Here is a 24508-nt window from a genome sequence, read left to right as displayed (position 1 = left end):
CGAATGAGCCCTTCTGTGGCATGTGACATTTTATAGCGGTGCCGGGGGTGCCCGATGGGCACCTGGGAGGGTGAGCGGGGGCGAGTCGTCAGCGGTCGGACCCGACGGACTTCTCGGGTGACTCGGCAGGCTCGAGCGAGGCGAGCGCGCCGAGCGGAACCGGAGCGGCGAGCGGGCGGCGCTCGGCCGGCGGCGCCGGGGGGCCGTCCGCCCCGGCCGCGAGGCAGGCCACGGCCGCACCGCACATCCGGCCCTGGCACCACCCCATCCCCGCTCGTGTGAGGAGCTTGACGGTCCGCGCGTCGCGGGCCCCGAGGTCGGTGACCGCCTCGCGGATGTGCCCGGCGGTCACCTCCTCGCAGCGACACACGTCGGTGTCCTCGGCCAGCCACTCGGGCCAGCCGGGACCGGGGGCGTGCGCCTCGGCCATGGCGTCCGCGAAGCGGCGCATGCGGTCGCGGGTGCGGCGCAGCCGCGCCACGCGCGCGGACCGCGCCCTTACCGATCGCCCGCCCAGCCGGGCGGCGACCGCGATGGCGGCCAGTTCGCCCTCGACCCGGGCCAGTTGGGCGCCGCCGACCCCGCCGGTCTCGCCCGCCGCCCATACGCCGGGCACCGTGGTCTCCTGGAGTCCGTCGAGGACCAGGGCGAGGGCGCCGTCCGCGGTGGGGCGGGTGGAGCACCCGAGTCCCACGGCGAGGTCGATCTGGGGGGCCAAGCCGTGCCCGACCGCCAGCGTGTCGCACTCGATCTGGCGGCCCGTCCCCCGCACGGGCCGCCAGTCGCCGTCGAGCCGGCTGATCGTCACCGCTTCGACCCGCTGATCGCCGTGCACCTCGGTGATCGCGCTGCGGGTGCGCAGCCGCACCCGGTGCCGCAGCAGCGCCGAGCCGTGGACCACCGCCTCGGCGAGCTTGTGCGGGTTGGTGGCGAGGGCGCGGACATGGCGGGCGTAGCGCAGGTAGCCGGCCGCCTCCACCACGGCGGGGACCCGCGCCCCGGCGGCGGCGAGCGAGGAGGCGACGGCGAGCAGCAGCGGCCCGCTGCCCGCGACGACGACCCGTCTGCCGGGCAGCACAAGACCCGACTTGAGCATCGCCTGGGCTCCTCCGGCGCTCACGACGCCGGGCAGGGTCCAGCCGGGGAAGGGCAGTTGGCGCTCGTAGGCCCCGGTCGCGATGAGGATCGCCCGCGCCCGTACGCGCACCGGCCGTTCCTCCGCCCCGTCGGCACCGGTCACGGCGTGCACCGCCCACAGCTCGTCGCTCCGCCGGGCCACCGTCCACACGTGGTGTCCGGCGAGGTGGTCGATGCCGTCTGTGGCGCGCTGGCGCTCGCGCAGGTCGGCGAAGGCGGCCCAGTCGTGGTGCAGGGCTTCGGGCCGGGCGGCGCCGAGGCCCGGTTCCGGGGTGCGGTAGAACTGGCCGCCGACCTGGCCTGAGGCATCCAGCAGGGCGACGGACAGGCCGAGTTCGGAGGCGGTGACGGCGCCCGCGAGGCCGGCCGCGCCCGCGCCGATCACCGCGAGGTCGTACGGTTCACGCGCGTTCGACGCCTCATGCGCTTCAGACGCCGAGAGCGGCACGGCCGTGTCCTTCCTGCGTGGTGATGGCGTCGCCGGGCCGGGCGGGAACCAGGCAGGCCCGGCGGTTGGGCTCGCCGTTGATGGTGGCGAGGCAGTCGTAGCACTGGCCGATGCCGCAGAACGCGCCCCGCGGGCGCCCGCCGTTCCGGGTGGAGCGCCAGGCGACGATCCCGGCACCCCACAGGGCGGCGGCGACGGACTGCCCGGGCAGGGCGGTCACGGTGCGGCCGTCCATGGTGATCTCGAACGGTGGACCGGGCTGTGCGCCGACCAGTTCGGCGGGGGTACGGGCCACGGTGGCCCTCCTCTCGTGACGGACGTGACGGACGTGACGGACGGACTCAGGCGGCTGAGGGAAAACGCTCCGGCCGGAACGGAGCCATGTCGAGCGGGGGTTCGCCGCCGACCAGGGCGCGGGCGACGGCCAGGCCGGTGGCGGGGGCGAGGCCGATGCCGGCGCCCTCGTGGCCGCAGGCGTGCAGCAGCCCGGGCACGCGCGGGTCGGGGCCGATGGCCGGCAGGTGGTCGGGCAGGTACGGGCGGAACCCGGGGTAGGTCCGGATGACCCGCACCCCGGCGAGGACCGGGAAGAGGGCCGTGGCCTGGGCGGCGAGGCGACGCAGGACCTCCACCGACAGCGTGCGGTCGAAGCCGACCCGCTCCCGGCTGGCGCCGATGAGGACCGGACCCGCGGCGGTGCCCTCGACCACCGCCGAGGTCTGCAGCGCGGCGGAGCCGCTGGCCACGTCGGCGACGTAGTCCGCCGCGTACACCTTGTGGCGCACCACGCGCGGCAGCGGCTCGGTGACCAGGACGAAGCCCCGGCGGGGCAGCACCGGCAGCTCCACGCCGGCGAGGCGGGCGAACTCGCCGCCCCAGGTGCCCGCGGCGTTCACCACATAGGGCGCGTGGACCGGCCCGGCGGCCGTCCGCACCCCCTGGATCTCGCCCGACCCGCCGACGAGCAGGCCGGTGACCTCCTCGCCGAGCCGCAGCCGCACCCGGGAACCGGCCGCACGCAGCAGGTGCGCGGCGGCCAGCGCGGGCATGACCTGGGCGTCCTGGGGGTAGTGGAAGCCGCCTGCCAGGCCGGGGGCCAGATGCGGCTCCAGGTCGTGCAGGCGGTCCGCCGCGACCTCCTCCGCCGTGACGCCCGCCGTGCGCTGGGCGGCGGCGAAGTCCCGCAGCGTGGCCATCCCGGTCTCGCGGGAGGCGATGACCAGGCCGCCCTTCGCCTCGTACTCGATCCCGAGCGGAAGCTCCTGGGCGAGGTCCCGCCACAGCCGGGTGGAGAGCAGCGCGAGGTCGAGTTCGGGCCCCGGTTCCTTGTCGGAGACCAGCAGGTTCCCCTCCCCGGCCCCCGTGCTGCCACCCGCTACGGGGCCGCGGTCGACCACGGTGACGCGCAGGCCGGACCGGGCGGCGTAGTAGGCGCAGGCCGCGCCGACCATGCCGGCCCCGACGACGATGACATCCGCGGAATCTCTCGTGAGCACGGCAGTAATATTTCACATTGCACCGGCGATACCAAGAGGTCGACCGCGATTCACACCCCGGAGGGGCGCCGGGAGTTGCGGCGAGCGGGGCGCCCGACGCCGGTCACGGGCCCCAGGCGAGGGGCACGACTACAGAACAAAGTCGAGAAGACCTTGCCAGTGCAATTTCACATTACTATGTTACAGGTCACATTCCAGCCACTGTGCTGTCCGACTGTTCACGGAGTGACCCTGATGAACAAGCGCACCTGTACCGTCCTCGCCACCGCCGTGGCGGTGGCCCTCACCCTCGGCACGACCGGCTGCTCCAGCGGCAAGCGCTCCAGCGACGGCCGGAAGGGAAAGAACCCGGCCACCGCCAACCTCGGCGCGGTGATCGGAGGCACCCCGAAGAAGGGCGGCACCCTCACGGTCCTGTCCCACCAGGACTTCACCCACCTCGACCCGGCCCGCAACTGGACCATGAGCGACATGGAGTTCGGCACCCGGCTGCTCTACCGCACCCTGGTGACCTACAAGGCGGCCCCGGGGGCCGAGGGCGGCGAGCTGGTCCCCGACCTCGCGACCGACCTCGGCACCCCGTCCAACGGCGCCAAGACCTGGACCTTCCGCCTCAAGAAGGGGATCAGGTACGAGGACGGCACCCCGGTCACCGCCCAGGACGTCAAGTACAACGTGGAGCGGTCGTTCTCCCCCGACCTGTACGGCGGCGCCGACTACGCGGCCCGCTACCTCAAGGGTGCCGAGGGCTACAGAGGACCGGCCGACGGCGAGCACCTCGACTCCATCAAGACGCCGGACGACCGCACGATCGTCTTCGAACTTCGCAAGCCCTTCGCCGAGTTCGCCAACGCCACGGTGATGCCCACCTTCGCGCCGGTGCCCAAGAAGAGGGACACCGGGCCCAGGTACGACAGCCGCCCGTTCTCCTCGGGCCCGTACAAGATCCAGACGTACCAGCGCAACAAGAAGCTCGTCCTGGTCCGCAACCCCCACTGGGACCCCAAGACGGACGGGATACGCAAGGCGTACCCGGACAAGCTGGTCATGGTCATGGGGCTCAAGCACAACCAGATCGACGACCGGATGATCGCCAGCCAGGGCGCGGACGCCTCCGCCGTCTCGTGGTACGCGCTGCGGCCGGAGAGCGGGGTCAAGGTGCTGCCCAACGCCGCGGTGCGCAAGCGGCTGCTCGCCGAGTCGACCAACTGCACCGACATGGTGCAGATGCACACCGGCCGCGCCCCCTTCGACGACATGAAGGTCCGTCAGGCCGTGCAGTACGCCCTCGACAAGGAGATCGTGGTCAACTCCTCCGGCGGCCCCGCCTTCAACAACGCCTCCACCGCCTACATGCCCGCCACCCTCTTCGACGGCAAGCAGCCCGACACGCTCAAGATCCCCGTCACCGGCGACGTCGACAAGGCCAAGGAGCTGTTGAAGCAGGCCGGAAAGCCGGGCGGCTTCACCACGAAGATGACCGTGTCCAACGGCGACAAGGGCCGCGCCGAGGCCATCCAGCAGGCCCTGGGCAAGGCCGGTATCAAGGTGACCATCGAGACGGTCGACCCGGCCGCCTTCTACACCACCATCGGCGACACGACCAACCGCACCGACATGGTGTACACCGGCTGGTGCCCCGACTACCCGTCCGGCTCCACCTTCCTGCCGTTCGTCTTCGACGGCCGCCACATCAAGGAGAAGGGCAACACCGGCAACCACTCGCTCTTCCGCGACAAGGCGACCATGCGGCGGATGGACGAGATCGCCGCGATGACCGATGCCGGGAAGGCCGCGGAAGCCTGGCGGGAGCTGGACGGCGAGATCCTCGCCAAGGCCCCCGCCGTCCCGGTCCTGGTGCGGCGCTGGCCGCTGGTGGTGGGCACCAACATCGCGGGCGCGTACGGGCAGACGTCCTTCGGCGGCCAGCTCGACTACGCCTCGGTCGGCCTCAAGGACCCCTCCAAGAGCGAGGGCTGAACCCCGCCATGGCCACCACGACACTCGACACCCCGGCCGCCGGGGCCGCCGCGGCGGGCAGCGGCCCCTGGCAGCTCGCCCGCCGGGAGCTGAGCCGGCGCACCTCCGTGAAGATCTCCCTCGTCGTGATCGCGCTCTTCGCGGTCATGGCGGTAGCCGCCCCGCTGCTCAGCAGGCTGGGCGGCTGGTCGCCCGAGGAGTTCGACAAGACCGCGGTCGATCCCTACCTGGGCGGGCAGCCGATCGGCCCGCTCGGCGGGGTCTCCGCCGACCACTGGCTCGGCGTGGAACCCGTCACCGGCCGCGACCTGTTCGCCCGGGTCGTGCACGGCGCCCAGGTCTCGCTGCTCATCGCCGTCGCCGCCACCGCGATCGTCGTCGTCACCGGCACCGCCGCCGGGATCGCCGCGGGCTACTTCGGCGGTCGCACCGACAGGGTCCTGTCCCGGCTGATGGACCTCACCATGTCCTTCCCGTCGCTCATCTTCATGATCGCGATGATGTCGGTGGCGCGGGACGTCAACCGGATCGTGTTGATGATCGCGGTCATCGGCCTGTTCGGCTGGCCCGGCATCGCCCGCGTGGTGCGCGGCCAGACCCTCTCGCTCAAACACCGCGAGTACGTCGATGCCGCCCGCGTCGGCGGCTCCGGCCCCTGGCGGATCCTGACCCGCGACATCCTCCCGGGCGTCGCCGGACCCGTCATCGCGTACACCACCCTGATCATCCCGGGGATGATCTCCACCGAGGCGGCGCTGAGCTATCTGGGCGTCGGCGTCCGCCCGCCCACCCCCTCCTGGGGCCAGATGATCGCCGAGAGCGTCAACTTCTACGACACCGACCCCATGTACTTCGTCATCCCGAGCACCTGTCTCTTCCTCACCGTGCTCGCGTTCACGCTGCTCGGCGACGCGCTGCGGGACGTCCTGGACCCGCGAGGGAGTCGCACATGACCGTCTACATCGTGCGCCGGCTGCTCGGGGTGACCGGCGTGCTCATCGCCATCGCCGCCGTCACCTTCACCATCTTCTACGTCCTGCCGTCCGACCCGGCCGCCGCGGCCTGCGGCAAGTCGTGCAGCTCCGAGCGGCTGGCGGCGATCCGCGAGCACATGGGGCTCGACCAGCCGTTGTGGCGGCAGTTCATGGACTTCGTCACCGGGATCTTCACCGGCCGCACCATGGGAACCGGCCAGTACGAGCTGCACTGCGAGTTCCCGTGCCTGGGCTACTCCTACGAGAACAGCGAGTCCGTCTGGGACCTGCTGATGGACCGTCTCCCGGTCTCCGCCTCGCTGGCCCTGGGCGCCGCCGTGGTGTGGCTGACCCTCGGTCTGTCCGCGGGTGTCGTCGCGGCCCTGCGCAAGGGCACCCTCGTCGACAAGGCCCTGATGGTCGGCGCTGTCGCCGCCGCCTCGCTACCCGTCTACTTCACCTCGATGATGCTGATCTACGGGGTGATCCGGACGGCCGGGCTGCTGCCCTACCCGAGCTATGTGCCCTTCGGCGAGGATCCGGTGGACTGGGCGTCGAACCTGCTGCTGCCCTGGCTGGCGCTGGCCGTCCTGTACGCGGCCATGTACGCGCGGCAGAGCCGCAGTTCGATGATCGAGACGATGGCGGAGCCGTACATTCGCACGGCCCGCGCCAAGGGCCTGCCGCGCCGCACCGTCGTCGTCAAGCACGGGCTGCGCGCCGGGATGACCCCCATCCTGACCATCTTCGGCATGGACCTGGGCGGCCTCCTCGCCGGTGCGGTGATCACCGAGTCCATCTTCGGGCTCCCCGGCATCGGACGGCTCTTCTACGGCGCGCTGTCCAGCGGCGACCAGCCGGTGATCCTCGGCGTGACGCTCCTCGCCGCCACCTTCATCGTCGTCGCCAACCTGGCGGTCGACCTGCTGTACGCCGTCATCGATCCGCGAGTGAGGTACTGATGGCCGATCGACTGAAGGCGGTTCCCGTGATGACGGCCGGCCTTCCCGGGGACGACTCCGCGCCGCTGCTGTCCGTGACGGACCTGAGCGTGACCTTCCCGACCCGGCACGGTCCCGTCCGGGCCGTGGACTCTCTCGGCTTCGAGGTGCGCCGGGGGCGGACCCTCGGCATCGTCGGCGAGTCCGGCTCCGGCAAGTCCGTCACCTCGATGGCGGTGATGGGCCTGCACACCGGGGCCGAGATCACCGGCTCCGTACGGCTCGGCGGGCAGGAGCTGGTCGACCTGCCGGAGCGCGAGCTGAACCGACTGCGCGGCCGGAAGATGGCCATGATCTTCCAGGACCCGCTCTCCAGCCTGCATCCGTACTACACGGTGGGCGAGCAGATCGCCGAGCACCACCGGGTGCACTTCCGCTCCGGCCGCAAGGCCGCCCGCGCGCGGGCGGTCGAGGCCCTGGCCGAGGTCGGCATCCCCGAGCCGCGCCGCCGGGCGGGCGAGTACCCGCACCAGTTCTCCGGCGGCATGCGCCAGCGCGTGATGATCGCCATGGCGCTCGCGTGCGAGCCGGATCTGCTCATCGCCGACGAGCCGACCACGGCGCTCGACGTCACCGTCCAGGCGCAGATCCTGGAGCTGATCGCCACGCTCCAACAGGACCGGGGCCTGGCCGTCATCATGATCACGCACGATCTGGGGGTGGTCGCCCGCGTCGCCCACGACGTGCTGGTGATGTACGGCGGCCGGGCCGCCGAACAGGCGCCGGTGGACATGCTGTTCGCCGCCCCCTCCCATCCCTACACCCGGGGTCTCCTCGACTCGTTGCCCCGCCTGGACGACCAGGACGACGAGCCGCTGCGGGCCATCCCCGGCAGCCCGCCCTCCCTTCTCGTCCCGGCTCCCGGCTGCGCGTTCGCGCCTCGGTGCCCCCGCCTCGCGACGGCCTCCCGTGAGGAGCGGTCCCGCTGCGAGAGCGAGCGGCCGCTGTTCGGCGAGCCCGCCGGTCACCCCGTCGCCTGCCATCTCCCCGCACTCGAAGGCGTCGCCTCATGACCACCACCGCCCCTGCCACCGCCACCGCCACCGCCACGGTCACCCGGCCCTTGCTCTCCCTGCGCGACGTGACGATGGAGTTCCCCGGAAGACGGGCCCGCTCAGCCCCGGTCCGGGCCGTCGACGGCGTCAGCTTCGACGTCGCGGCCGGTGAGACCCTGGGCCTGGTCGGCGAGTCCGGTTGCGGCAAGTCCACCACGGGCCGCCTCATCGTCCGGCTCCTGGAACCCACCTCCGGCTCCATCACGTACGACGGACGCGACATCAGCCATCTGACGCAGCGCACGCTCAAACCCCTGCGCAGGGACCTGCAGATGGTCTTCCAGGACCCGCACTCGTCCCTCAACCCGCGCCAGACGGTGGCCCGGATCATCTCCGACCCCCTCATGGTGCAGGGCAGTTCGGCGGCGCAGGCCCGCAAGCGCTCGGTGGAGCTGATGGAGCTGGTCGGGCTCATCCCCGAGCACATCGACCGCTATCCGCACGAGTTCTCCGGCGGGCAGGCCCAGCGCATCGGCATCGCCCGCTCACTGGCCACCAGCCCCCGCCTGGTGGTGGCCGACGAGCCGGTCTCCGCCCTCGACGTCTCCGTACAGGCCCAGATCGTCAACCTCATGGAGCGGCTCCAGCGCGAGCTCGGCCTCGCCTACCTCTTCATCGCCCACGACCTGTCGGTGGTCAAGCGGGTCTGCGACCGAGTGGCGGTGATGTATCTGGGCCGCATCGTGGAGATCGGCGACAAGGCGCGGGTGTACGCGGCCCCGGCCCACCCCTACACCCGGGCCCTGCTGTCCGCCGTGCCGCTGCCGGACCCGGCGGCCGAGCGGAGCCGCGAGCGGATCACCCTGCTCGGCGACCCTCCCAGCCCGGCCGCTCCCCCACCGGGCTGCACCTTCCACCCGCGGTGTCCCAAGGCCCAGGGCATCTGCCGGACCGAGGCCCCGTTGCTGCGGATCGCGCGTCCGGGCGAGGCCAGGGAGGTCGCCTGCCACTTCCCCGAGGGGCTCTGAACGACGCGGTGCCCTGGATCCCACTGGGATCCAGGGCACCCGTGTCTGCGGAACCGCCTACGACCTGGTGATACGGACCGTGTCGCCGGAGCCGTCCGCGCTCAGGACCTCGATCCTCACCCCCGCGGCGGGGTCGCTGAAGGACTCACCGACCTGGTACGGCGCGTCGTCCAGCGGGCGGCAGCCCTCGGCGGGGGTGGCGGTTGGCTTGGCGTCCATCACCCGGATCGGGCCCTCGCCGGTCTGGACGGAGGAGTCGACCCTGTAGACCAGCGCGCCGGTCGAGCAGACCTCCGAGTCCGCCTGGACCGCTCGCCTCGACTCGACGACGTACGCGGTGGTGGGACCGGTGCGGACCACCGCCATCTTGGTGCCACCGCGGTAGGCGACCGAGGTCAGGCGCACCGTGTCGCTGCCCGCCGAGGCCCGGCAGCGCACCTGCCTGTCGGCGGTCCAGCCGAGCTTCCACGAGTGCCAGGCGAAGTACTGCGGTCCGGCGCCACCTATCAGGCCCATCACGTCCCAGCCGCCGACGTGACGGTGGGCGTCGGCGCCGTCGAACGCGTACAGGTCCGGCAGGCCGAAGGTGTGGGCGGTCTCGTGAGCCACCAGTTTCGGTCCCCAGTGCCACATGTCCTGGCCGAAGGTCACCGCCCACTTGATCCGCTTGCCGTCGGCGACCACGCCCGCCGTGCCGGGCTCGTGGAGGTAGGTGGGCGTGAAGGAGATGGCCGGCGCGTTCTTCGTCGCCACGACGTACACCATGTCGTAGCCGGAGAAGTCCACACCGCGGTCGGCCGCGGCCACGGCGTCCTTGATGTACGCCTCGTGCGTCTCGTGGGTGAGGCCGCGCTCGAAGCCGTAGTCCGTCGACGTGTGCGGCATCCGCACCCAGCGCCGGTGCTGGGTGATGTCCAGCCAGGTCTTCCCGTAGGAGGCGTACCACAGCCAGTCGGTGCCGGGCGTGATCTGTGCCGCGCTGGAAGCGGGGGTCTCGGTGGCGGGCGCGTCGGGGAAGTCCACGAAGATCATGCCGACCTTCTTCGTCCCCTTGGGGCGCTGGAACACGGAGTAGTCGGTGCCGTGGCCCTCGTCGGTCCATCCGGTGGTGCCGCGCAGGGCGCAGGCCGAAGCGGGGGCGGACGCGGACTTCGACACGGACTTCGACGCGGATTCGGGTGAGGCTTCCGACGGCGTCGCCGCGTGGGCGGGCGGGGTGCCGTGGAGCGTCAGGAGCAGGGCGGCGAGCAGGGCGACGAGGGCCACCCGGTGCGCCGTCGCCGGGGGAGGGGACTGCCTCATGGCCTCAGGGACCTCCATGCGTTGTGGTGTGTGACATTTCACATAATTCTTCGGGGATCCAGGCCCTGTCCGAAAGCTGTCACCGGTCCATAACATCCGCGCCATGGCCGGACGACGCGCTGGCGGATCGGGAGGTGCCCATGGATCTGGAGGTACGGCATCTGCGCGTGGTGTGCGCGGTCGCCGAGGCCGGGAGCCTCACCCGCGCCGCCGCCCGCTTGGGGATGACCCAGCCCGGGCTCAGTGCCCAGCTGAGGCGCATCGAGGCGATGTTGGGCGGGGCGCTCTTCGACCGCGGGAAGGCGGGGGCGGCGCCCACGCCCTTCGGCGACCTGGTGATCCAGCGGGCCCGAGCCATCCTCCCCGGCATCGACGCGCTCCTGGACGACGCCGCGCGCGCCACCCGCCGCGCCGCGACCGTGGAGCGGATCCGGCTCGGCTCGGTGGGCGCCCCGCTGCTGGGCCGACTCGTGCTGGCCGTCCGCCAGGCCCTGCCCGGCGCCGAGGTGACCGCGCGCTGCCAGTACTCGCCCGCCCCGCTCCTGGACGACGTGGCCGCGGGGCGCCTGGAGGCGGCGATCCTCGGCGACCACCCCGACCAGCGGCTGCCGCCGCGCGCCGACGTGATCCTCACCCCGCTGGTCACCGAGCCGGTCTTCGCACTGCTCCCGGCGACGCACCCGCTCGCGGCACGGGAGGAGGTGACCCTGGCGCAACTCGCGGACGAGGACTGGGCCGTGCCGCGCCCCGACCCCGATCGGACCGGCGAATACTGGGCCTCAGCCGCCGCCCTGACAGACCGCCGCCCCCACACCCCGTATGAGGCCGAAGGGCGGCAGCTGATCGAACTCGTCCGGGCGGGACTGGCCGTCAGCCTCTGCCAGGCCACCTTCATCGAGGTCCCGGGCACCACCGTCCGCCCGCTGGCCGGAAACCCTCTGTGGTACCGCCATGTTCTGGCCTGGCATCGCGACGGCCCGCTCACCGCGCACGGAACGGCGATCCTGCGCGACGTCGGCACCGGCTATCTGGAGCTCTGCGCCGAGCTACCCGCGTACGCCCGCTGGCGCAGCCGCCATCCCCACGAGGCCCAGCCGACGGACACCTCACCCACGGGCCCGTAGACCGCCCTCTCACCGGTGTCCCACTCCTGTGTGGGTGTCACTCCGACGCAGCTGGAGCACGCTGCTGACACCCGCGTGGTCCGAGGGCCACAGTCCTGAGGGGGTGCGGTCGGCCGGTGCCTCGCCCACCAGATGGGTCGCCAGGGCTTTGATCTTGCCGCGGAAGAGCACGTAGTCGATGCGTTGAGTGAGGTTGGAGGTGGGGTTGCGCAGGTCGGCGGCTTGGCAGCAGGTGAAGCCGGGTTTGCGGGGGTGGGTGGCCGTCCAGGCGTCGGTGAAGCCGGCGGCCAGGAGGAGGTCGTAGCTCTCGGTGTTGGTTCCCGGTGTCGCGCCGACCCCGCCGGCGGCCGAGTTGAGGTCGCCGAGAAGCACGGTCGGGAGCGTGGTGTTCAGCGGGCCCGCGAGCAGTTCGCCGGTCTGTGCTTCCTGGACGGCGGGGGCGAGGGGTTCGAGATGGGTGGTGACCACCCGGACGGTGCGGCCGCGCAGGATGGCGTCGGCGGCGACCCAGCCACGTCGGATCTGGATCGGAGGGTTGGGCGGGCAGCCGAGCGCCGGGCGGCAGATGGGCACGAGGTTCTGGAACTGGGCGGCCTGCGCGTTGGCCACGGAGAATTCCCGTGCGGGCAGGTCGGTGCGGGCCAGGAGTACGTCACGGTCGGTGAGGCGGATGTCCTGTAGGCCGGCGGGCGTGGAGCGCGGGGCCTCGAAGTCGCTGCCCACGGTGACGGTGGCCACGGCCGCGTAGTGCTTGCCGCGGGCGGCGAGCTTGTCGAGAAGGATCTGTAGGAAGTCGTATTCGACGTGGGTGGCGCTGCCCGGTCCGGCGGGGGTCTGACTGCGCCAGAGGACGGCTTCCTGGAGGCCCACGAGGTGGGGGTCGCTGTCGGCGATCTCCTCGGCCAGCGCCTCGGCGCGCTCGGGGAAGTTCGTCGCCTGGACGTTCGCGTACGCCGCGGTCACCGCGGCGACGAGCGCCTGTGGGCTGGTGGCTGCGAGGACGGGCGCCAGGTCGGCGCCCAGGTAGAGGTTGCGGGTCATGACTCGCAAGGGAGTTCGACCACCCTCGGCGGCGGAGGCCGCGCCGAGTGACCCTGGCACCAGGAGTGCCAGCACGCACAGAGTGGAGGTGAACCATCGACGAGCCATGTGGCGGCCTTTCGGTGAAAAGCGGTCAAATGCCGGCATGCTCACCGAACCTATGACGACCTCGGGAAGGCGGCGATCCAGGTGTAGGCCGGGCGGCCGAAGCGCGTAGCCGCGAGGCCCTCGACCACGACCCGCTGCCGAAGAACATCCCGGGGCGCGCCCCGGCGGACGCCGGAGGCCGGTCCCCAGACCGCTACAGCGGGGCGCCGGAGGCCGGGCCTCAGACCGCTACAGCGGGCGGCAGAGGAGCGCGTCCGGTGACGCGAGGGAGCCGATCCGGCGGGTGTAGGCGATTCCGGCCGCGTACTCACCGCTCGCGCACTGCCCCTTGGAGCGGCCATGGGCGAATTCGCCGCCGGGGTCGCCGTCCGGCCGGTTGTCGCCCCGGTCGAACCAGACGGTGTGGCCGGTGAGGGCGAGCCGTTCGCGGGCCGGGACGCACAGGGCAGCGGAGACCGCGGCCCCGCGCAGGCTGTAGCCGATGAGGAACTGCCCGGCCGGGCATTCCAGCTTGGTGTAGCCGGTCGCCCAGTCCCCGCCGGTGACATACCGCTCGTCGCGCACCACGGTGTGCGTATCGCCCGCCGCCCGCAGATCACCGGTGCCGGTGTCGGTGCACAGCCCGCGGCCCCCGGTGTGGGCCAGGCCGATGAGCCGCTGGCCGTCGGGGCAGACCCCCTTGCGGGCACCCGGGTCCCAGTCGCCCTGGGCCAGGGTGCGCAGCGAGCGCACGGCGTCCGCGTGGTCCAGGGTGAGCATGTTCCAGCGGGCCCCGGCGGTGATCGGTCCGCCGCGGGCGGGGGCGTCGACCAGCTTCCGCCAGTCCTTCGTCCGCCAGTCTCCGTCGTCGAGGATCCCGGACCGGCGCCCGGTGGTGTCGTAGCGCAGCAGCGCGAAGTCGTCGCCCTTCCCGTCGCCGCTCCAGCCGACCAGCGGCCAGTACGCGAAGTCGGTGTCCTGGGCCGCGAGATGGTCGGTGAAGTGGGTGAACCAGGCCCGCGCCTTGGCGCCGGTCTCTCCGGCTCCGGTGCCGAACTCGCTTACCCACAGCGGGGCGGTGTGATGCGTCCCGTCGTCCGTCACGAAGAACGCCTGCTCACGCAGTACCTGGTACAGCTCGGCCCGGGACAGGTCCTGATAGCGCGGGTCATGGGTCTCCCCGATGCCGGTCGCGCCGGAGTGCCTCGGCCCGGTGAAGCCGTAGAAGTGCGCGGAGTACACCAGCTTTCCGGACCGCGTCAGGGTGTGCGAGAGGGTCCGCGCCGGGGTCAGGGTCGGCCGGTCGTGGGGCAGCCCGTCGGCCGGTATGCCGGTCCAGTTGATGCCTTCGACGACGATCAGCAGGTCCGGGTTGGCCCGGGTGAGGATGCGGTCCGCTGCCTGCTGCGCGGCGGCGAACCAGTCGTGGCGGTCACCGCCTCCCCAGTTGGGGTCGTCCAGGATGTCGCGGCGCACCTCGTTGTACAGGTCGGCGGCGACCACCCGCTTGTCGTCCCGGTAGCGGGCCGCCATGAAGGCCCAGTCGTCCACCCACCGCGCGGTCGTCTGGGAGGTGTTCCAGCGTTCGTTGCCGTCCAGGCCGCAGCACCAGCGCGCGGTGATGGTGTGGTTGTTGAGGATCACCGCGAAGCCGTCGCCGGTCAGGGCCGCGACGACCGCGTCGTACACCTCGAGGGGGGTCTTGCCGCGCAGCCGCGGATTGGCGGCGACCGCCGAATCGGGGACCGGTGCCGTGGTGTGGATCATCTCGTTGGAGAACGGCAGCCGTACGCTGTTGAGGCCGAGACGGTGGAAGTCGGCCAGCAGTGTGGACAGCGGGGTCCGGTCCAGGCCGAGAGGCGTCTGGTGTGAGTTCTCGCCCGCGTGATGGTTCGCGGCGTCGGCGCGGTCGCCCGATCCGGTCCAGCTGCCCTGGGCTCCGCCCCAGTTGGCTGACTTGAGCTTGAAGCGGTTGCCGGCCGCGTCGACGATGTAACGGCCACGGGTCGACAGCGGCCCCGCCCACGAGGCCGTGCCCGTGGCTGTCGCCGCCGTGGTGGCCGAAGCGTGCACGCCTCCCGGCGCTGCCGGCAGGAAGCCGGTGAGCAGAGCCGAGAGCGCGGCCAGGGTGAGCGCGCGGCGGGTCGGAAGCCGCCTCATACATGCCTCCCCGATACGGATTCAGTTGTACGCGGTCAAGGATTTCGACCTGGCGACCGGGTGTGTGGATGTCCAGGACCTCCGCCACCCGACAGCAGAATGAGGCCCTGTTACCGCCGGATACAACAGCATGGGCCTTACTCGTTCTTCGGATCGGCGCGTCCCCTCGCGGAACGGCCCAGGAGGATGTGTCCTCCCGGCACGCGAGCGGGCCCCCGACCGATCCGGGGGCCCGCGTGGTCTCTGGCTCTGCCCGCTGTTCACGCCCGACGGAGTGCGGAGCGGCCCGCGAAGCGCGCCGAGTCGCCCAGCTCCTCCTCGATCCGGATCAGTTGGTTGTACTTCGCCGTGCGGTCGGAGCGGGAGAGCGAGCCTGTCTTGATCTGGCCGCAGCCGGTCGCCACCGCCAGATCCGCGATGGTGGTGTCCTCCGTCTCGCCCGAGCGGTGCGACATGACAGCCGTCCAGCCCGCCTGGTGGGCCGTGGCCACCGCGGCCAGCGCCTCGGTCAGGGTCCCGATCTGGTTGACCTTGACCAGGACCGAGTTGCCGACGCCGGTGCGGATGCCCTCGCGCAGCAGCGTCTCGTTGGTGCAGAACACGTCGTCGCCGGTGAGCTGACAGCGGTCGCCGACGCGGGCGGTCAGCTCGCGCCAGCCGTCCAGGTCGTTCTCCGCCATCGGGTCCTCGATGGAGACGACCGGGTAGGCGTCGATGAGCCTGGCCAGGTAGTCGGCGTTCTCGGAGGGGGTGCGGCGCACCCCCTCGCCCGCGTAGTCGTACACCCCGTCGCGGAAGAACTCCGACGACGCCGGGTCCATGACCAGGCCGATGTCCGCGCCGGGGCGGTAGCCGGTGCGCTCGATGGCGGCCATCACGAAGTCGAGCGCCTCCTCAGCGGTACGCAGCGCGGGCGCGAAGCCACCCTCGTCGCCGACGCCCGTGGAGTGCCCGGCGGCCAGCAGATCGCGGCGCAGGGTGTGGAAGACCTCGCTGCCCATGCGGACGGCTTCGGCGAAGGTGTCCGCGCCCACGGGCACGATCATGAACTCCTGGAAGTCCAGCGGATTGTCGGCGTGGGCGCCGCCGTTGACGATGTTCATCATCGGCAGCGGCAGGAGGTGGGCGTCGGCGCCGCCGAGGTAGCGGTAGAGGGGCTGGCGGTGGGCCGCCGCGGCGGCCTTGGCGGTGGCGAGGGAGACGCCGAGGATCGCGTTGGCGCCGAGCCGGGACTTCGTGGCGGTGCCGTCGAGGGCGACCAGCGCCGCGTCGAGAGCCGCCTGGTCCGCCGCGTCCCGGCCGCGCACGTGTGCCGCGATCTCCCCGTTGACGTGGGCCACCGCGCGGTCGACGCCCTTGCCGTGCCAGCGCGCGGAGTCTCCGTCGCGCAGTTCCACGGCCTCCCGCACACCGGTGGAGGCGCCGGAGGGGACTGCCGCGCGTCCCAGGGATCCATCCGCCAGGACGACGTCGACCTCGACCGTGGGGTTGCCCCGGCTGTCGATGATCCGGCGGGCGGTGACGGTCTCGATGGCGGCGTCGGTGTTCTCGGCGGGTTCGACTGCCTTCGCGGACATGGGAGGTCCTTCCCGTTGTCGTGTGCCGTGGCCCCGGCTGCGACAGCACTGGCGCTGAGCCCGACAAGGGCAAACCATACAGCAATGCTGCTCAGTTTTGCTGCACAGCTTTGCTGTACAGCATTGCTGTGCAGGTCAGGTGCACGGCTTCGCCGACCAACGGGGTAAAGTGCCTTATGCCCACCTCGGAAGCCGCCGCCATCGCCGCAGAACTGCGCACCGCGATGGGCAAACTCACCCGACGCGTCACCCATGAGGACCGCATCCCGCTGGGCCAGGTCGCCGTGCTCGGCGCACTCGACCGCAACGGCGCCATGACCACCAGCGACCTCGCCGCCGATCAGCGCGTACGCCCCCAGTCGATGGCCCGGGCGGTGGGGCTGCTCATGGAACAGAACCTGATCACGCGCCGGGCGCACCCCACGGACGGCCGCAAGTCGCTGGTCGAGCTGTCGGACGCGGGCCGGGCCGCGCTCGAAGCGGAGCGCGGCCGCAGGGTCGGTTGGCTCGCACAGGCCATCGAGGCCGAACTCACCGATGAGGAGCGGGCGTTGTTGGCACGGAGCGCCGCCCTGCTGGAGCGGCTCGCCACACGCTAGCGCCCGAACAGGCGGCGTTGGCCCGTCGCGACGCCCGGCACGCGCCCCCAGGCCCTCGGCTTCGGCCCTTCACGGCCCCGACGCGCGGGAAAGGCCCCGACGCGTCTTCTCCGCGGCCTCGAGATAGCCGGCGACGAGACCGGGTTCCTCGCGGGCCAGGCCGCGGTAGACGGCGAGGGCTTCGGTGATGTCCTCCCGTGCCGCCGCCCCTTCCGGCTCGGCGTTCGCCAGGAGCCGTACCGTGGCGGACGCGTAGAGGGCGAAGCCCAGGTGCGGCTGGTGCGCCGCGCGGCGGGCGACGGTGACGGCCTCCACGGCGGTTCGCACCGCCTCGTCGTGCCGCGTGGCCTCGGCGAGGCGCAGACCGTGAACGGCCAGCGCCCACGCCAGCAGGGGTTCGTGGACGGCCGGATCGGCCCGGGCGAGACGGCGGGCGAGGGTGACCGCCTCCTTGGTGGTCTCCAGAGCGTCCGGAAGCGGTGCCTCGTCCTCCGCCGGATAGTGGCCGAGAGACGCCAGCGTCCAGGCCAGGGCGGAGTCGTACGTGGCGTCCGCCGCGGCCAGTCGGCGGGCGATGTCCGTGGCGCGGACGAGGAGGGCCCGTCCCTCCTCGCATCGCCGGCGTTCGACGAGGTAGGTGCCCAGGCCGTAGACCGCCATCTGGAGCACCGGTTGGTACGCCGGCTCGGTACGGGCCAGATCCTCGGCCACCTCCACACCCCGCCGTAGCGTGCGATCCGCCTCCGCCGACCCGGCACCGTGCTGGAGAACGCCGAGAACGGGCAGCAGCGGCCCGAGGCTCCCCTGTCGGGCGGGAGCGTCCCGCAGGGGGCCGTCCAGCAGACCGACAGCCTCGACCGCGAGCGGCAGGGCCTGACTGCGGCGCCCGACCGTCACCAGGAGCTCGACGGTGGCGGCCAGCAGGGCGACGAACTCGGCGAGATGACGCGCGGGGTCCTTCCGCGCCGTCTTCCGACCGAGCGGCACGGCTTCCAGCAACGCGTCGGCCGCCTCCTCGTGGCGGCGCGCCGCGGACAGCAGCCTCCCGAGCTCCGTGAGGGCGGCGGACAGCTGCGGGGTGTGGAGCGCCATGTCCTCCTGACTGTCCTCGACCGAACGGCGGAAGAGGCCGGCAGCCTCGGCCAGCGCCTCAAGCGCCTCGTCCTGAAGGCCCACCTCGGGAAGGACGACGCCCAGCAGCAACAGCGTCTTCCCCAGCTGCGGCACATGCGGCGCCGCGTCCTCCCCCCGGTCCCCCCGTACGAGCTCCCGGAACAGGGCCTTCGCCTCCCGCGCGTCCTGTACGGCCTCGGCCGGCCGGCCCACCGCGTACAGCCGGGACGCCCTGGTCACGAGCATCGTCGCGACGGCGGACAGCGCCGGTGGCGTCCCGTCCGCCGCGCTGAGACGGCGGGCGACGGCGACACCCTCCTCAGCCGTCGCGAGGGCTTCCTCGTACCCGCCCGCGTTGCTCAGCTGATGGGCGAGGTTGTTGAGCCCCACGACGAGTGCCTGGCGGAAGACCTCGGGCCGCTCCTCGGCCGCGAGCCGGTAGAGGGCGACGGCCTCACGGGCGGCGCCCAGCGCTTCCCTAACCTGTCCGGCAGCCTCCAGTTGGTCGGCGTACGTGTTCAGGCTCATCGCGAGATCCCCTGTGAACACCCCGGGACTCGCCTGCTCCAGGGAGCGGTAGAGGGCGACGGCCTCGCGGGCGGCGTTCAGCGCCTCCTCCCGCGCATCGACGCCGTTCAGTTGGTTGGCGTACGTGTTGAGGCTCATGGCCAGCCGTTCCGCGAACGCGGCCGGTTCCCTTTCGTACAGCCGCCGGTAGAGGTTCACGGACTCGGCGCTCGCCGCGACGGATTCCCGCCTCCGTCCCATCTCGTCCGCATCGATGGCGAAGGAGTTCAGGGCGCGCGCCAGGTCGGGAAGGTTGGCGCCGGGCCGCGCCCGGGCCAGGTGGCGACGGATGTCGAGCGCCTCCTCGGCCACTCGCACGGCTTCCGCGTACCGGCCCGCGTCCCGTAGGCAGTTTGAGTACGTGCCGAGGCTCATGGCGAAGCCCTTCCGGAAGGCGTCGGGGTGCTCCTCGGCCAGGGACCGGTACCGCTCCACGGACTCGCGGCTCGAAACCAGCGCCTCCTTGTGCCGGCCGCACTCCTTCTGCCAGATGGACAGGTTGTTCAGGCCGTCGGCCATTTCCGCCCGCTCGCGCCGCTCCCCGACCAGCTCGCGCCGGATCCCGACGGTCTCCTCGATCGCCGTGAGCGCCTTGTCGGGGCGGCCGAGCTCCCCCTCGCAGTTGGCGACGGCGTTGAGGGCGTGTGCCAGCTCCGAGCGGTACACCCGGGTGTCGGAGGGTGAGGCGGACTCGGCGACGAGTTCGCGGTAGAGACCGACGGCCTCGTAGGCGGGTCCCACGGCGTCGGCTCGCCGTCCCACGGCGCCGAGGCCGATCGACAGGTTGTGCAGGGACGCGGCGAGGTGCGGCCGGAAGGTCGGGGGGTCCGTCTCCGCCAGCGGTCTCAGCCGGCCGACGGCTTCCTCCGTCACCTCGTACGCGCGCTGCCGGTGCCCCATGTCGAGGTGCCGCCGGCAGAGCACGCGCAGGAGCCCGGCCAGGGCCGGCAGGTGAGCGGAGCTCGTCTCGGCTCGCTCGCGGTGGATGTCGGTCAGCCGCTCGGTGAGGTCCAACGCCCAGGGGGCCAGGTTGTGGGAGGAGGAGGGCAGGCGGTCCAGCAGTCGCATGAGATCGGCGAGATCCGTGCCGGGGTCGTCGGTGAGCCGGTACAGGGCCGACACCAGCGGCTCCGGTCGCTCCACCTGGGTGGCGACGTCGACGGCGAGGGCGCCGAGCACCTCGGGGTGTCGGCAGCACAGATCGGTGAGCTGCGCGTCGAGGTGCTCGCGGTGCGCCGGATGCGCTGCCGCCCGGGTGTGGAGGACCAGCAGCCGGGCGGCCTGGGCTTCGGACGCCCCGGCGAGGAGGCGGTCGGCCAGCCGCGGATCGGCACGGAGCCGGCTGCCCACGAAGTACTCGGCGAGACGGTCCGGGCGCAGGGTCCCCCAGAACTGCGACGGGGCGGGCGGGGGGTAGAGGGCGCCGATCCAGTCGCACACGGCCCAGCGGACGTCCGCGGTCTGGCCGTGGAGTACCGGCACCCGGTCCAGGAGCGCGTCGGCCTCCTCGCGGTCGGCGGCACCGCACAGGAACGCGGCGGCGAGGACGGCGTCGATGCCCCTGCGCCTCTTCAGGCCCAGGTCGGCCTCGACGGCGATCCAGTAGCGACGCTCGTAGTCCAGCAGCCGTTCCTCCATGGGCCGGGAGCGGCTCGCGTCTTCCCCGGGCTTGTGGGCCGCGTCCAGCAGATCGACGAGCGCGGTCATGTGCAGCGTGAGCGCCACATCCATGTCCGGCGTCCGGACGCGGTACGCGGCGGGGCGCGTGAGGCGCCCGACCTGGCGCCCCCATTTGATGAGCCGCTGCCCGGGCACCTGGGGCAGGGCGCGGGCCAGGCCCTCCACGGCGTCACGGTACGCCTCGGCGTGACGGCCCGGATCGGGCTCCAGCGGGCGCAGGGGCGTGACAGGAGCGTCGTACAGCTCTTCCAGTTCGGTGGCCGCGGGCAGGTCGTACCACCAGTCGCCGTCGGTGCGGGCCAGCAGCAGGACCTTGACGCGCACGGTCCTGGGCGCGGCGGCCGCCGCCCTCAGCAGCGTGGGCAGCTGGTCCGTGCGGGTCTCGGCGTTGTCGACCACCACCAGCAGCGGCGACCGCGTGTACCGGAGGACCGGCAGCTCGCCGGCCGGGGCGTCGCGGCTCAGCCACAGGACGCTCCAGGGCTCGTCGCCCGGCATCTCACCGAGCCGGTCGACGAGGCGGCGCGCGAGGCGGGTCTTGCCCTGCCCGCCCGGCGCGTACACCAGCTGGATCCCCAGCCCCGGAGCCCCGCACCAGGCCCGCAGCCCCTCCAGCTCCTCGGCACGCCCCCGGAAGGGCACCACCGCGCGGTGCGCGTCCAGCAGGGCCGCCGGACTTGTCGGCGCCGACCGGGTCTTCGTGACGAGGTCGTCCCACTCCAACAGCTTCCGCCGCAACACCGCCGCGCGGTGCTCCGGCGGCAGGTTGTTGACGATGGTGTTGTCGTTCCCGATCTGCACGGAGACGGGGACGACGCCATCGGTCATGCGCCCGACCCGAAGTTGTTCACCATGTGGTTGTGGTCACCGCTCTGGACCGAGACCGGGCCGTCGCCTGACACGTTCACGGTCGTGGGCCCGTACCGGGCCGACGGCCGCTGACCGACCAGCGCCCGCAGCTCGGCCACCGCCTCTTCGCGCGCCTCCGGAGGCAGCAGCTCCAGAAGCATCTCGAAGCGGCCGCTCCAGTACCCCGCCTGGTGTGCCGCTTCCGTCTCAGCGGCGGCGGACAGGGCCGTCCGGGCCGCGTCGAGACGCTCCAGCTCCGCGCGTTGCGGCTGTTCGCCCAGGCGCCCCCACCACCGGCTCGTCCACGTCCGCATCCCGGCCCAGGCATCGGTCCCCGCCGCCTGCACCAGCGCCGCCCCCGCCGCCGCGGTGAGCGCCACCAACTCCTCCGGCCCCATCAGCCTCCCCCTTCGCGCCGTACCGACGGGCGACCGTAACGCGCACCGGCGACCAACGCGCTCCGAACGGACGGAAATACGCCGGAAATCAGACGCGAAGCCCAGCCACACCCCATCGTGGCCCCGATGATCGCGACGACGTCTCACTTTCCCGGCACGGGACCAGGCCGGCCCACCGCCTTCAGCCGTAGAGCGCCGCCATCGCTCGCGCCGTCGCCGTGATCCGCTCCCGTAGCTCGGGTGGGGCCACGACCTCCACCTGCGCGCCCAGCCTCAGCAGTTCGCCCTCCGCGTGTGTCAGGCTCTCGATCGGGATCAGGACGCGGCGCCAGCCGCCGGGGTGTTCCTCCTCGCCCGCCTCGACGGCGTCGATCACCGCCGGCACCCCGAATTCCCGCAGCCGCTCGACCCCCGTCGGGGAGATCCGGATCTGCGCACGGCCCTGCCAGAGCCGCTCCTGAAGTCGTTCGGTGTGGGATCGCCAGTACGTGGCCAGTTCGAAGTCCGAGGGCGCCGTGAACTCCTCGTCGAGCGGGTGGAGCTCCAGGATCTGGCTGATCCGGTACGTGCGGGGGGAGTCGCCGCCGGCGTTCGCCACCACGTACCACCGGCCTCCCTTGAGCACGATCCCGTAGGGTTCGAGCCGCCGTTCCACGACCTCGGGGGCATACCAGCGCTGGTAGCGCACCCGGAGTGCCCGCTGCCGCCACACCGCCGCTGCGACCGCCGGCAGGTGTGGGACGTCGTCCGCTTCCCGGTACCAGCCGGGTGCGTCAAGGTGGAACCGCTCGCGGATGCGGCCGGCCTGCCGTCGCAGCTCGTCCGGCAGGGCGGCCTCGAGCTTGAGCTCGGCCGCCGTCAGCACCGAGCCGAGCCCCAGCTCAGCCGCGGGCCCGGGCAGCCCGGCCAGGAACAACGCCTCCGCTTCCTGGGCGGTGAGCCCGGTCAGGCGAGTGCGGTAGCCGTCGACGAGCGCGTAGCCGCCGTCGTGGCCCGGCTCCCCGTACACCGGTACACCCGCCGCGGCGAGCGATTCCACGTCGCGGTAGACGGTGCGGACCGACACGTCCAGCTCCACCGCCAGCTCCGCGGCGGTCATCCGACCACGGTTCTGCAACAGGAGGAGGAGGGAGACGAGTCTGCTGGCGCGCACGTCGAGGAAATCTATCCTGATCCACTGACAGTCGGTGTCAGTGGAACGGGCTTAGCCTCCTGCGCATGGACAACAGCACTGGCTTCGCCTTCTTCACCGGTACCTACGACGTCGTCAACCGTTGGCGTAAGAACTTCCTCGACCCCGCCGAGGGCGACGACCGCTGGGAGGAGTTCCCGGGCATCACCCGTGCCTCCGCGCACTTCGACGGCCGGGCCAGCTTCGACGAGATCGAGTTCCCGACGAAGAGTTTCGCCGGACTGACCCTGCGGCTGTACGACCCGGCCGCCGACGCGTGGTCCCTGTACTGGGCGAGCAAGCGCACCGGCACGCTCTTCCCTCCCGTGACCGGCCGCTTCCAGCCGGACGGCACGGGAGTCTTCCACGGCGATGACGAGCACGACGGTCGCAAGGTGAAGGTCCGTTTCGTCTGGTCGGAGATCACTGAGACCACCGCCCACTGGGAGCAGGCGTTCTCCGTGGACGAGGGGCGGACCTGGCTCACCAACTGGCACATGCGCATGACCCGCCGGACCGGGTGACCGAGGCGAACGCGCTGGCCGGGAAACGGGCTCCGGTCACTACCGCGACCTCGACTCGCCAGACGGGCTTAAGGTATGCCGACGACTCACGCCGAACGGCCTCGCGAGGGAGTCCGGTCCCCGGCTGCTTTCCGGGCAGCGGAAACCGCGCCGGCGCCGGGAGCCGGGCCGTCGCACGCCGGACGGGAGTTCCCGACGGCCCCCGCCCCATCTTCTTCAGGAGCACCACCCGTGAACGGAAAGCGCCGCCGACTGCTGTTGGCCGCCGTCGACCCCCTGCTCGAGCCCGGCGAGCGGGTCGAGGTGGCGACCATCGTCAACCTCAGTTCCGTCTCCGTACGCCGGACGGCAGCGTTCGCGGCAGCCTCGGCACTCATGAGCGCCGGTGCCATGGCCGTGATCCCGGCGCCGACCCCCATGTACCTGGCCATGACCGACCGTCGCATCTTCATCTTCCGGGCGAACCCGACGTTCGCCCGGCCGGAGGAGCACCTGATGACGATCCCGCGCGCCGGTCTCGTCCGCTCGGAGATCAAGGAACGTGTGCTCAACTCGTCCTTCGTCGTCTCCTCACCGGACAGCGAGCAGGGCTTGAAGATCATATTTCCGCTGGTCGGCCGCAAGGAGCGGAACGCGGTAGCGGCGGCCCTGCCCCTGGCCGGCTGACCGCCCCAGACCCGGGCGGAGGCCGGCTGATCAGAGCCGGCACCGCCGGTCGAGCGTCGATCCGTGCGGGGGTGGCACTGGTGCCACCCCCGGGCCCGCCGGTGATGTGCGCTACTTCTTCAGGACGTTGACTTCCGGGTAGGCCGCGGACGGCCGGTCGAGGAGCGGGCTCGGGGTGCCGCGCAGGTGCCGGTCGACGAACGCGTTCACGTAGATCTCACAGGTCTCGATGCGCCCGCCGGGGAACTCGACCGGGGCCTCGTAGGTGTGGTCGACCGCCGCCACCGCGTACCCGCGCGACGCGAGGTCCTCGCCGAGCGCGGTGAGTGTCAGCCGGCTCATCCCGAAGCCCGGCGAAAGGACCACCAGCGGCCGGGCCTTGCGGGCCGGCTCGGCGCCCAGGGTCGCGTTCGTACGGACGCCGGCGAGGTCCTCCACCTCGGCCGGGGTTCCGGGTGCCGCCGGCCCGGGGGCCCGCTCCGCCGCCGCGGCCACGGCGGGCATCTGGGGCGCGGCGAAGTCCACGAGGAGCGCGGCGCTCACGAAGGACCGCCGCGATGTCTTCCGCCCATGGGGCGGCCACGCGGCGCA

General features: G+C 72.3%; 20 protein-coding genes. 9 read left to right on the top strand and 11 right to left on the bottom strand.

Annotation, left to right across the window (positions count from 1 at the left end; all coding sequences use genetic code 11):
- Positions 1-88: 88 nt before the first annotated feature.
- Genes CD790_RS30670 through CD790_RS30660 form a run of 3 tightly spaced genes read right to left on the bottom strand, consistent with a single transcriptional unit; the run spans position 89 to position 3081 of the window.
- Positions 89-1585 (bottom strand): FAD-dependent oxidoreductase, encoded by a 1497-nt coding sequence (locus tag CD790_RS30670; protein ID WP_144386657.1) that lies wholly within the window; start codon positions 1583-1585, stop codon positions 89-91.
- Positions 1566-1880 carry a (2Fe-2S)-binding protein gene (locus tag CD790_RS30665; RefSeq protein WP_144386656.1) on the bottom strand — a complete coding sequence of 105 codons (315 nt, stop codon included), beginning with the start codon at positions 1878-1880 and terminating at the stop codon, positions 1566-1568. The genes CD790_RS30670 and CD790_RS30665 overlap by 20 nt, the downstream gene beginning before the upstream one ends.
- A 46-nt stretch (positions 1881-1926) precedes the next feature.
- Positions 1927-3081, bottom strand: coding sequence for an FAD-binding oxidoreductase (locus tag CD790_RS30660; RefSeq protein WP_144386655.1), 1155 nt, complete (start codon positions 3079-3081; stop codon positions 1927-1929).
- 234 nt (positions 3082-3315) lie between these two features.
- Between CD790_RS30660 and CD790_RS30655 the strand changes: the two genes are divergently transcribed.
- The 5 genes from CD790_RS30655 to CD790_RS30635 are packed head-to-tail and all read left to right on the top strand — an operon-like array spanning position 3316 to position 9059.
- Entirely contained in the window at positions 3316-5061 is a 1746-nt protein-coding gene (locus CD790_RS30655) for an ABC transporter substrate-binding protein (protein WP_144386654.1), read from the top strand.
- Between the two features lie 8 nt (positions 5062-5069).
- Positions 5070-6014: an ABC transporter permease gene (locus CD790_RS30650; protein ID WP_144386653.1), complete on the top strand. Its 945-nt coding sequence runs from the start codon at positions 5070-5072 to the stop codon at positions 6012-6014.
- Positions 6011-6997 (top strand): ABC transporter permease, encoded by a 987-nt coding sequence (locus CD790_RS30645; RefSeq protein ID WP_144386652.1) that lies wholly within the window; start codon positions 6011-6013, stop codon positions 6995-6997. Before CD790_RS30650 ends, CD790_RS30645 begins: the two co-directional genes overlap by 4 nt.
- 29 nt (positions 6998-7026) lie before the next feature.
- On the top strand, positions 7027-8049 hold the full coding sequence (locus tag CD790_RS30640; protein ID WP_144386691.1) for an ABC transporter ATP-binding protein: 1023 nt from the start codon (positions 7027-7029) through the stop codon (positions 8047-8049).
- The gene (locus tag CD790_RS30635; RefSeq protein ID WP_144386651.1) at positions 8046-9059 is read left to right on the top strand and encodes an ABC transporter ATP-binding protein; all 1014 of its coding nucleotides are present in this window, start codon (positions 8046-8048) and stop codon (positions 9057-9059) included. The genes CD790_RS30640 and CD790_RS30635 overlap by 4 nt, the downstream gene beginning before the upstream one ends.
- Positions 9060-9116: 57 nt before the next feature.
- Here the strand turns inward: CD790_RS30635 and CD790_RS30630 are convergent, their stop codons facing one another.
- Positions 9117-10361 carry a M6 family metalloprotease domain-containing protein gene (locus CD790_RS30630; RefSeq protein WP_144386650.1) on the bottom strand — a complete coding sequence of 415 codons (1245 nt, stop codon included), beginning with the start codon at positions 10359-10361 and terminating at the stop codon, positions 9117-9119.
- A gap of 140 nt (positions 10362-10501) precedes the next feature.
- On the opposite strand from CD790_RS30630, the gene CD790_RS30625 reads away from it, so the two are divergent.
- Positions 10502-11485, top strand: coding sequence for a LysR family transcriptional regulator (locus tag CD790_RS30625; protein ID WP_144386649.1), 984 nt, complete (start codon positions 10502-10504; stop codon positions 11483-11485).
- 9 nt (positions 11486-11494) lie between these two features.
- Here CD790_RS30625 and CD790_RS30620 read toward each other — a convergent pair whose 3' ends face one another.
- From CD790_RS30620 to eno, 3 genes are all read right to left on the bottom strand, one after another.
- On the bottom strand, positions 11495-12526 hold the full coding sequence (locus tag CD790_RS30620) for an endonuclease/exonuclease/phosphatase family protein (protein ID WP_222108325.1): 1032 nt from the start codon (positions 12524-12526) through the stop codon (positions 11495-11497).
- A gap of 336 nt (positions 12527-12862) precedes the next feature.
- Complete coding sequence (locus tag CD790_RS30615) at positions 12863-14773, bottom strand: glycoside hydrolase family 5 protein (RefSeq protein WP_144386647.1); 1911 nt, start codon at positions 14771-14773, stop codon at positions 12863-12865.
- 260 nt (positions 14774-15033) lie between these two features.
- The gene (gene eno / locus CD790_RS30610; RefSeq protein WP_144386646.1) at positions 15034-16350 is read right to left on the bottom strand and encodes a phosphopyruvate hydratase; all 1317 of its coding nucleotides are present in this window, start codon (positions 16348-16350) and stop codon (positions 15034-15036) included.
- 176 nt (positions 16351-16526) lie between these two features.
- Between eno and CD790_RS30605 the strand changes: the two genes are divergently transcribed.
- On the top strand, positions 16527-16949 hold the full coding sequence (locus CD790_RS30605; RefSeq protein ID WP_144386645.1) for a MarR family winged helix-turn-helix transcriptional regulator: 423 nt from the start codon (positions 16527-16529) through the stop codon (positions 16947-16949).
- Between the two features lie 69 nt (positions 16950-17018).
- On the opposite strand, the gene CD790_RS30600 is transcribed toward CD790_RS30605, so the two are convergent.
- The 3 genes from CD790_RS30600 to CD790_RS30580 form a co-directional block, all read right to left on the bottom strand.
- On the bottom strand, positions 17019-21137 hold the full coding sequence (locus CD790_RS30600) for a tetratricopeptide repeat protein (protein ID WP_186319316.1): 4119 nt from the start codon (positions 21135-21137) through the stop codon (positions 17019-17021).
- The gene (locus CD790_RS34980; protein WP_186319315.1) at positions 21134-21556 is read right to left on the bottom strand and encodes a hypothetical protein; all 423 of its coding nucleotides are present in this window, start codon (positions 21554-21556) and stop codon (positions 21134-21136) included. Before CD790_RS34980 ends, CD790_RS30600 begins: the two co-directional genes overlap by 4 nt.
- 181 nt (positions 21557-21737) lie before the next feature.
- Complete coding sequence (locus tag CD790_RS30580; RefSeq protein WP_144386640.1) at positions 21738-22709, bottom strand: YafY family protein; 972 nt, start codon at positions 22707-22709, stop codon at positions 21738-21740.
- A gap of 65 nt (positions 22710-22774) precedes the next feature.
- Between CD790_RS30580 and CD790_RS30575 the strand changes: the two genes are divergently transcribed.
- Together CD790_RS30575 and CD790_RS30570 are read left to right on the top strand one after the other, a co-directional pair.
- Positions 22775-23251: a hypothetical protein gene (locus CD790_RS30575; RefSeq protein ID WP_144386639.1), complete on the top strand. Its 477-nt coding sequence runs from the start codon at positions 22775-22777 to the stop codon at positions 23249-23251.
- 231 nt (positions 23252-23482) lie between these two features.
- Positions 23483-23917: a hypothetical protein gene (locus CD790_RS30570; protein ID WP_144386638.1), complete on the top strand. Its 435-nt coding sequence runs from the start codon at positions 23483-23485 to the stop codon at positions 23915-23917.
- Between the two features lie 111 nt (positions 23918-24028).
- On the opposite strand, the gene CD790_RS37035 is transcribed toward CD790_RS30570, so the two are convergent.
- The gene (locus CD790_RS37035; RefSeq protein ID WP_399218506.1) at positions 24029-24460 is read right to left on the bottom strand and encodes a hypothetical protein; all 432 of its coding nucleotides are present in this window, start codon (positions 24458-24460) and stop codon (positions 24029-24031) included.
- Positions 24461-24508 lie beyond the last annotated feature (48 nt).

It is taken from the genome of Streptomyces sp. SAJ15 (assembly GCF_007595705.1).
Lineage (GTDB): Bacteria > Actinomycetota > Actinomycetes > Streptomycetales > Streptomycetaceae > Streptomyces.
This window is presented reverse-complemented; position numbering and strand designations above follow the sequence as displayed.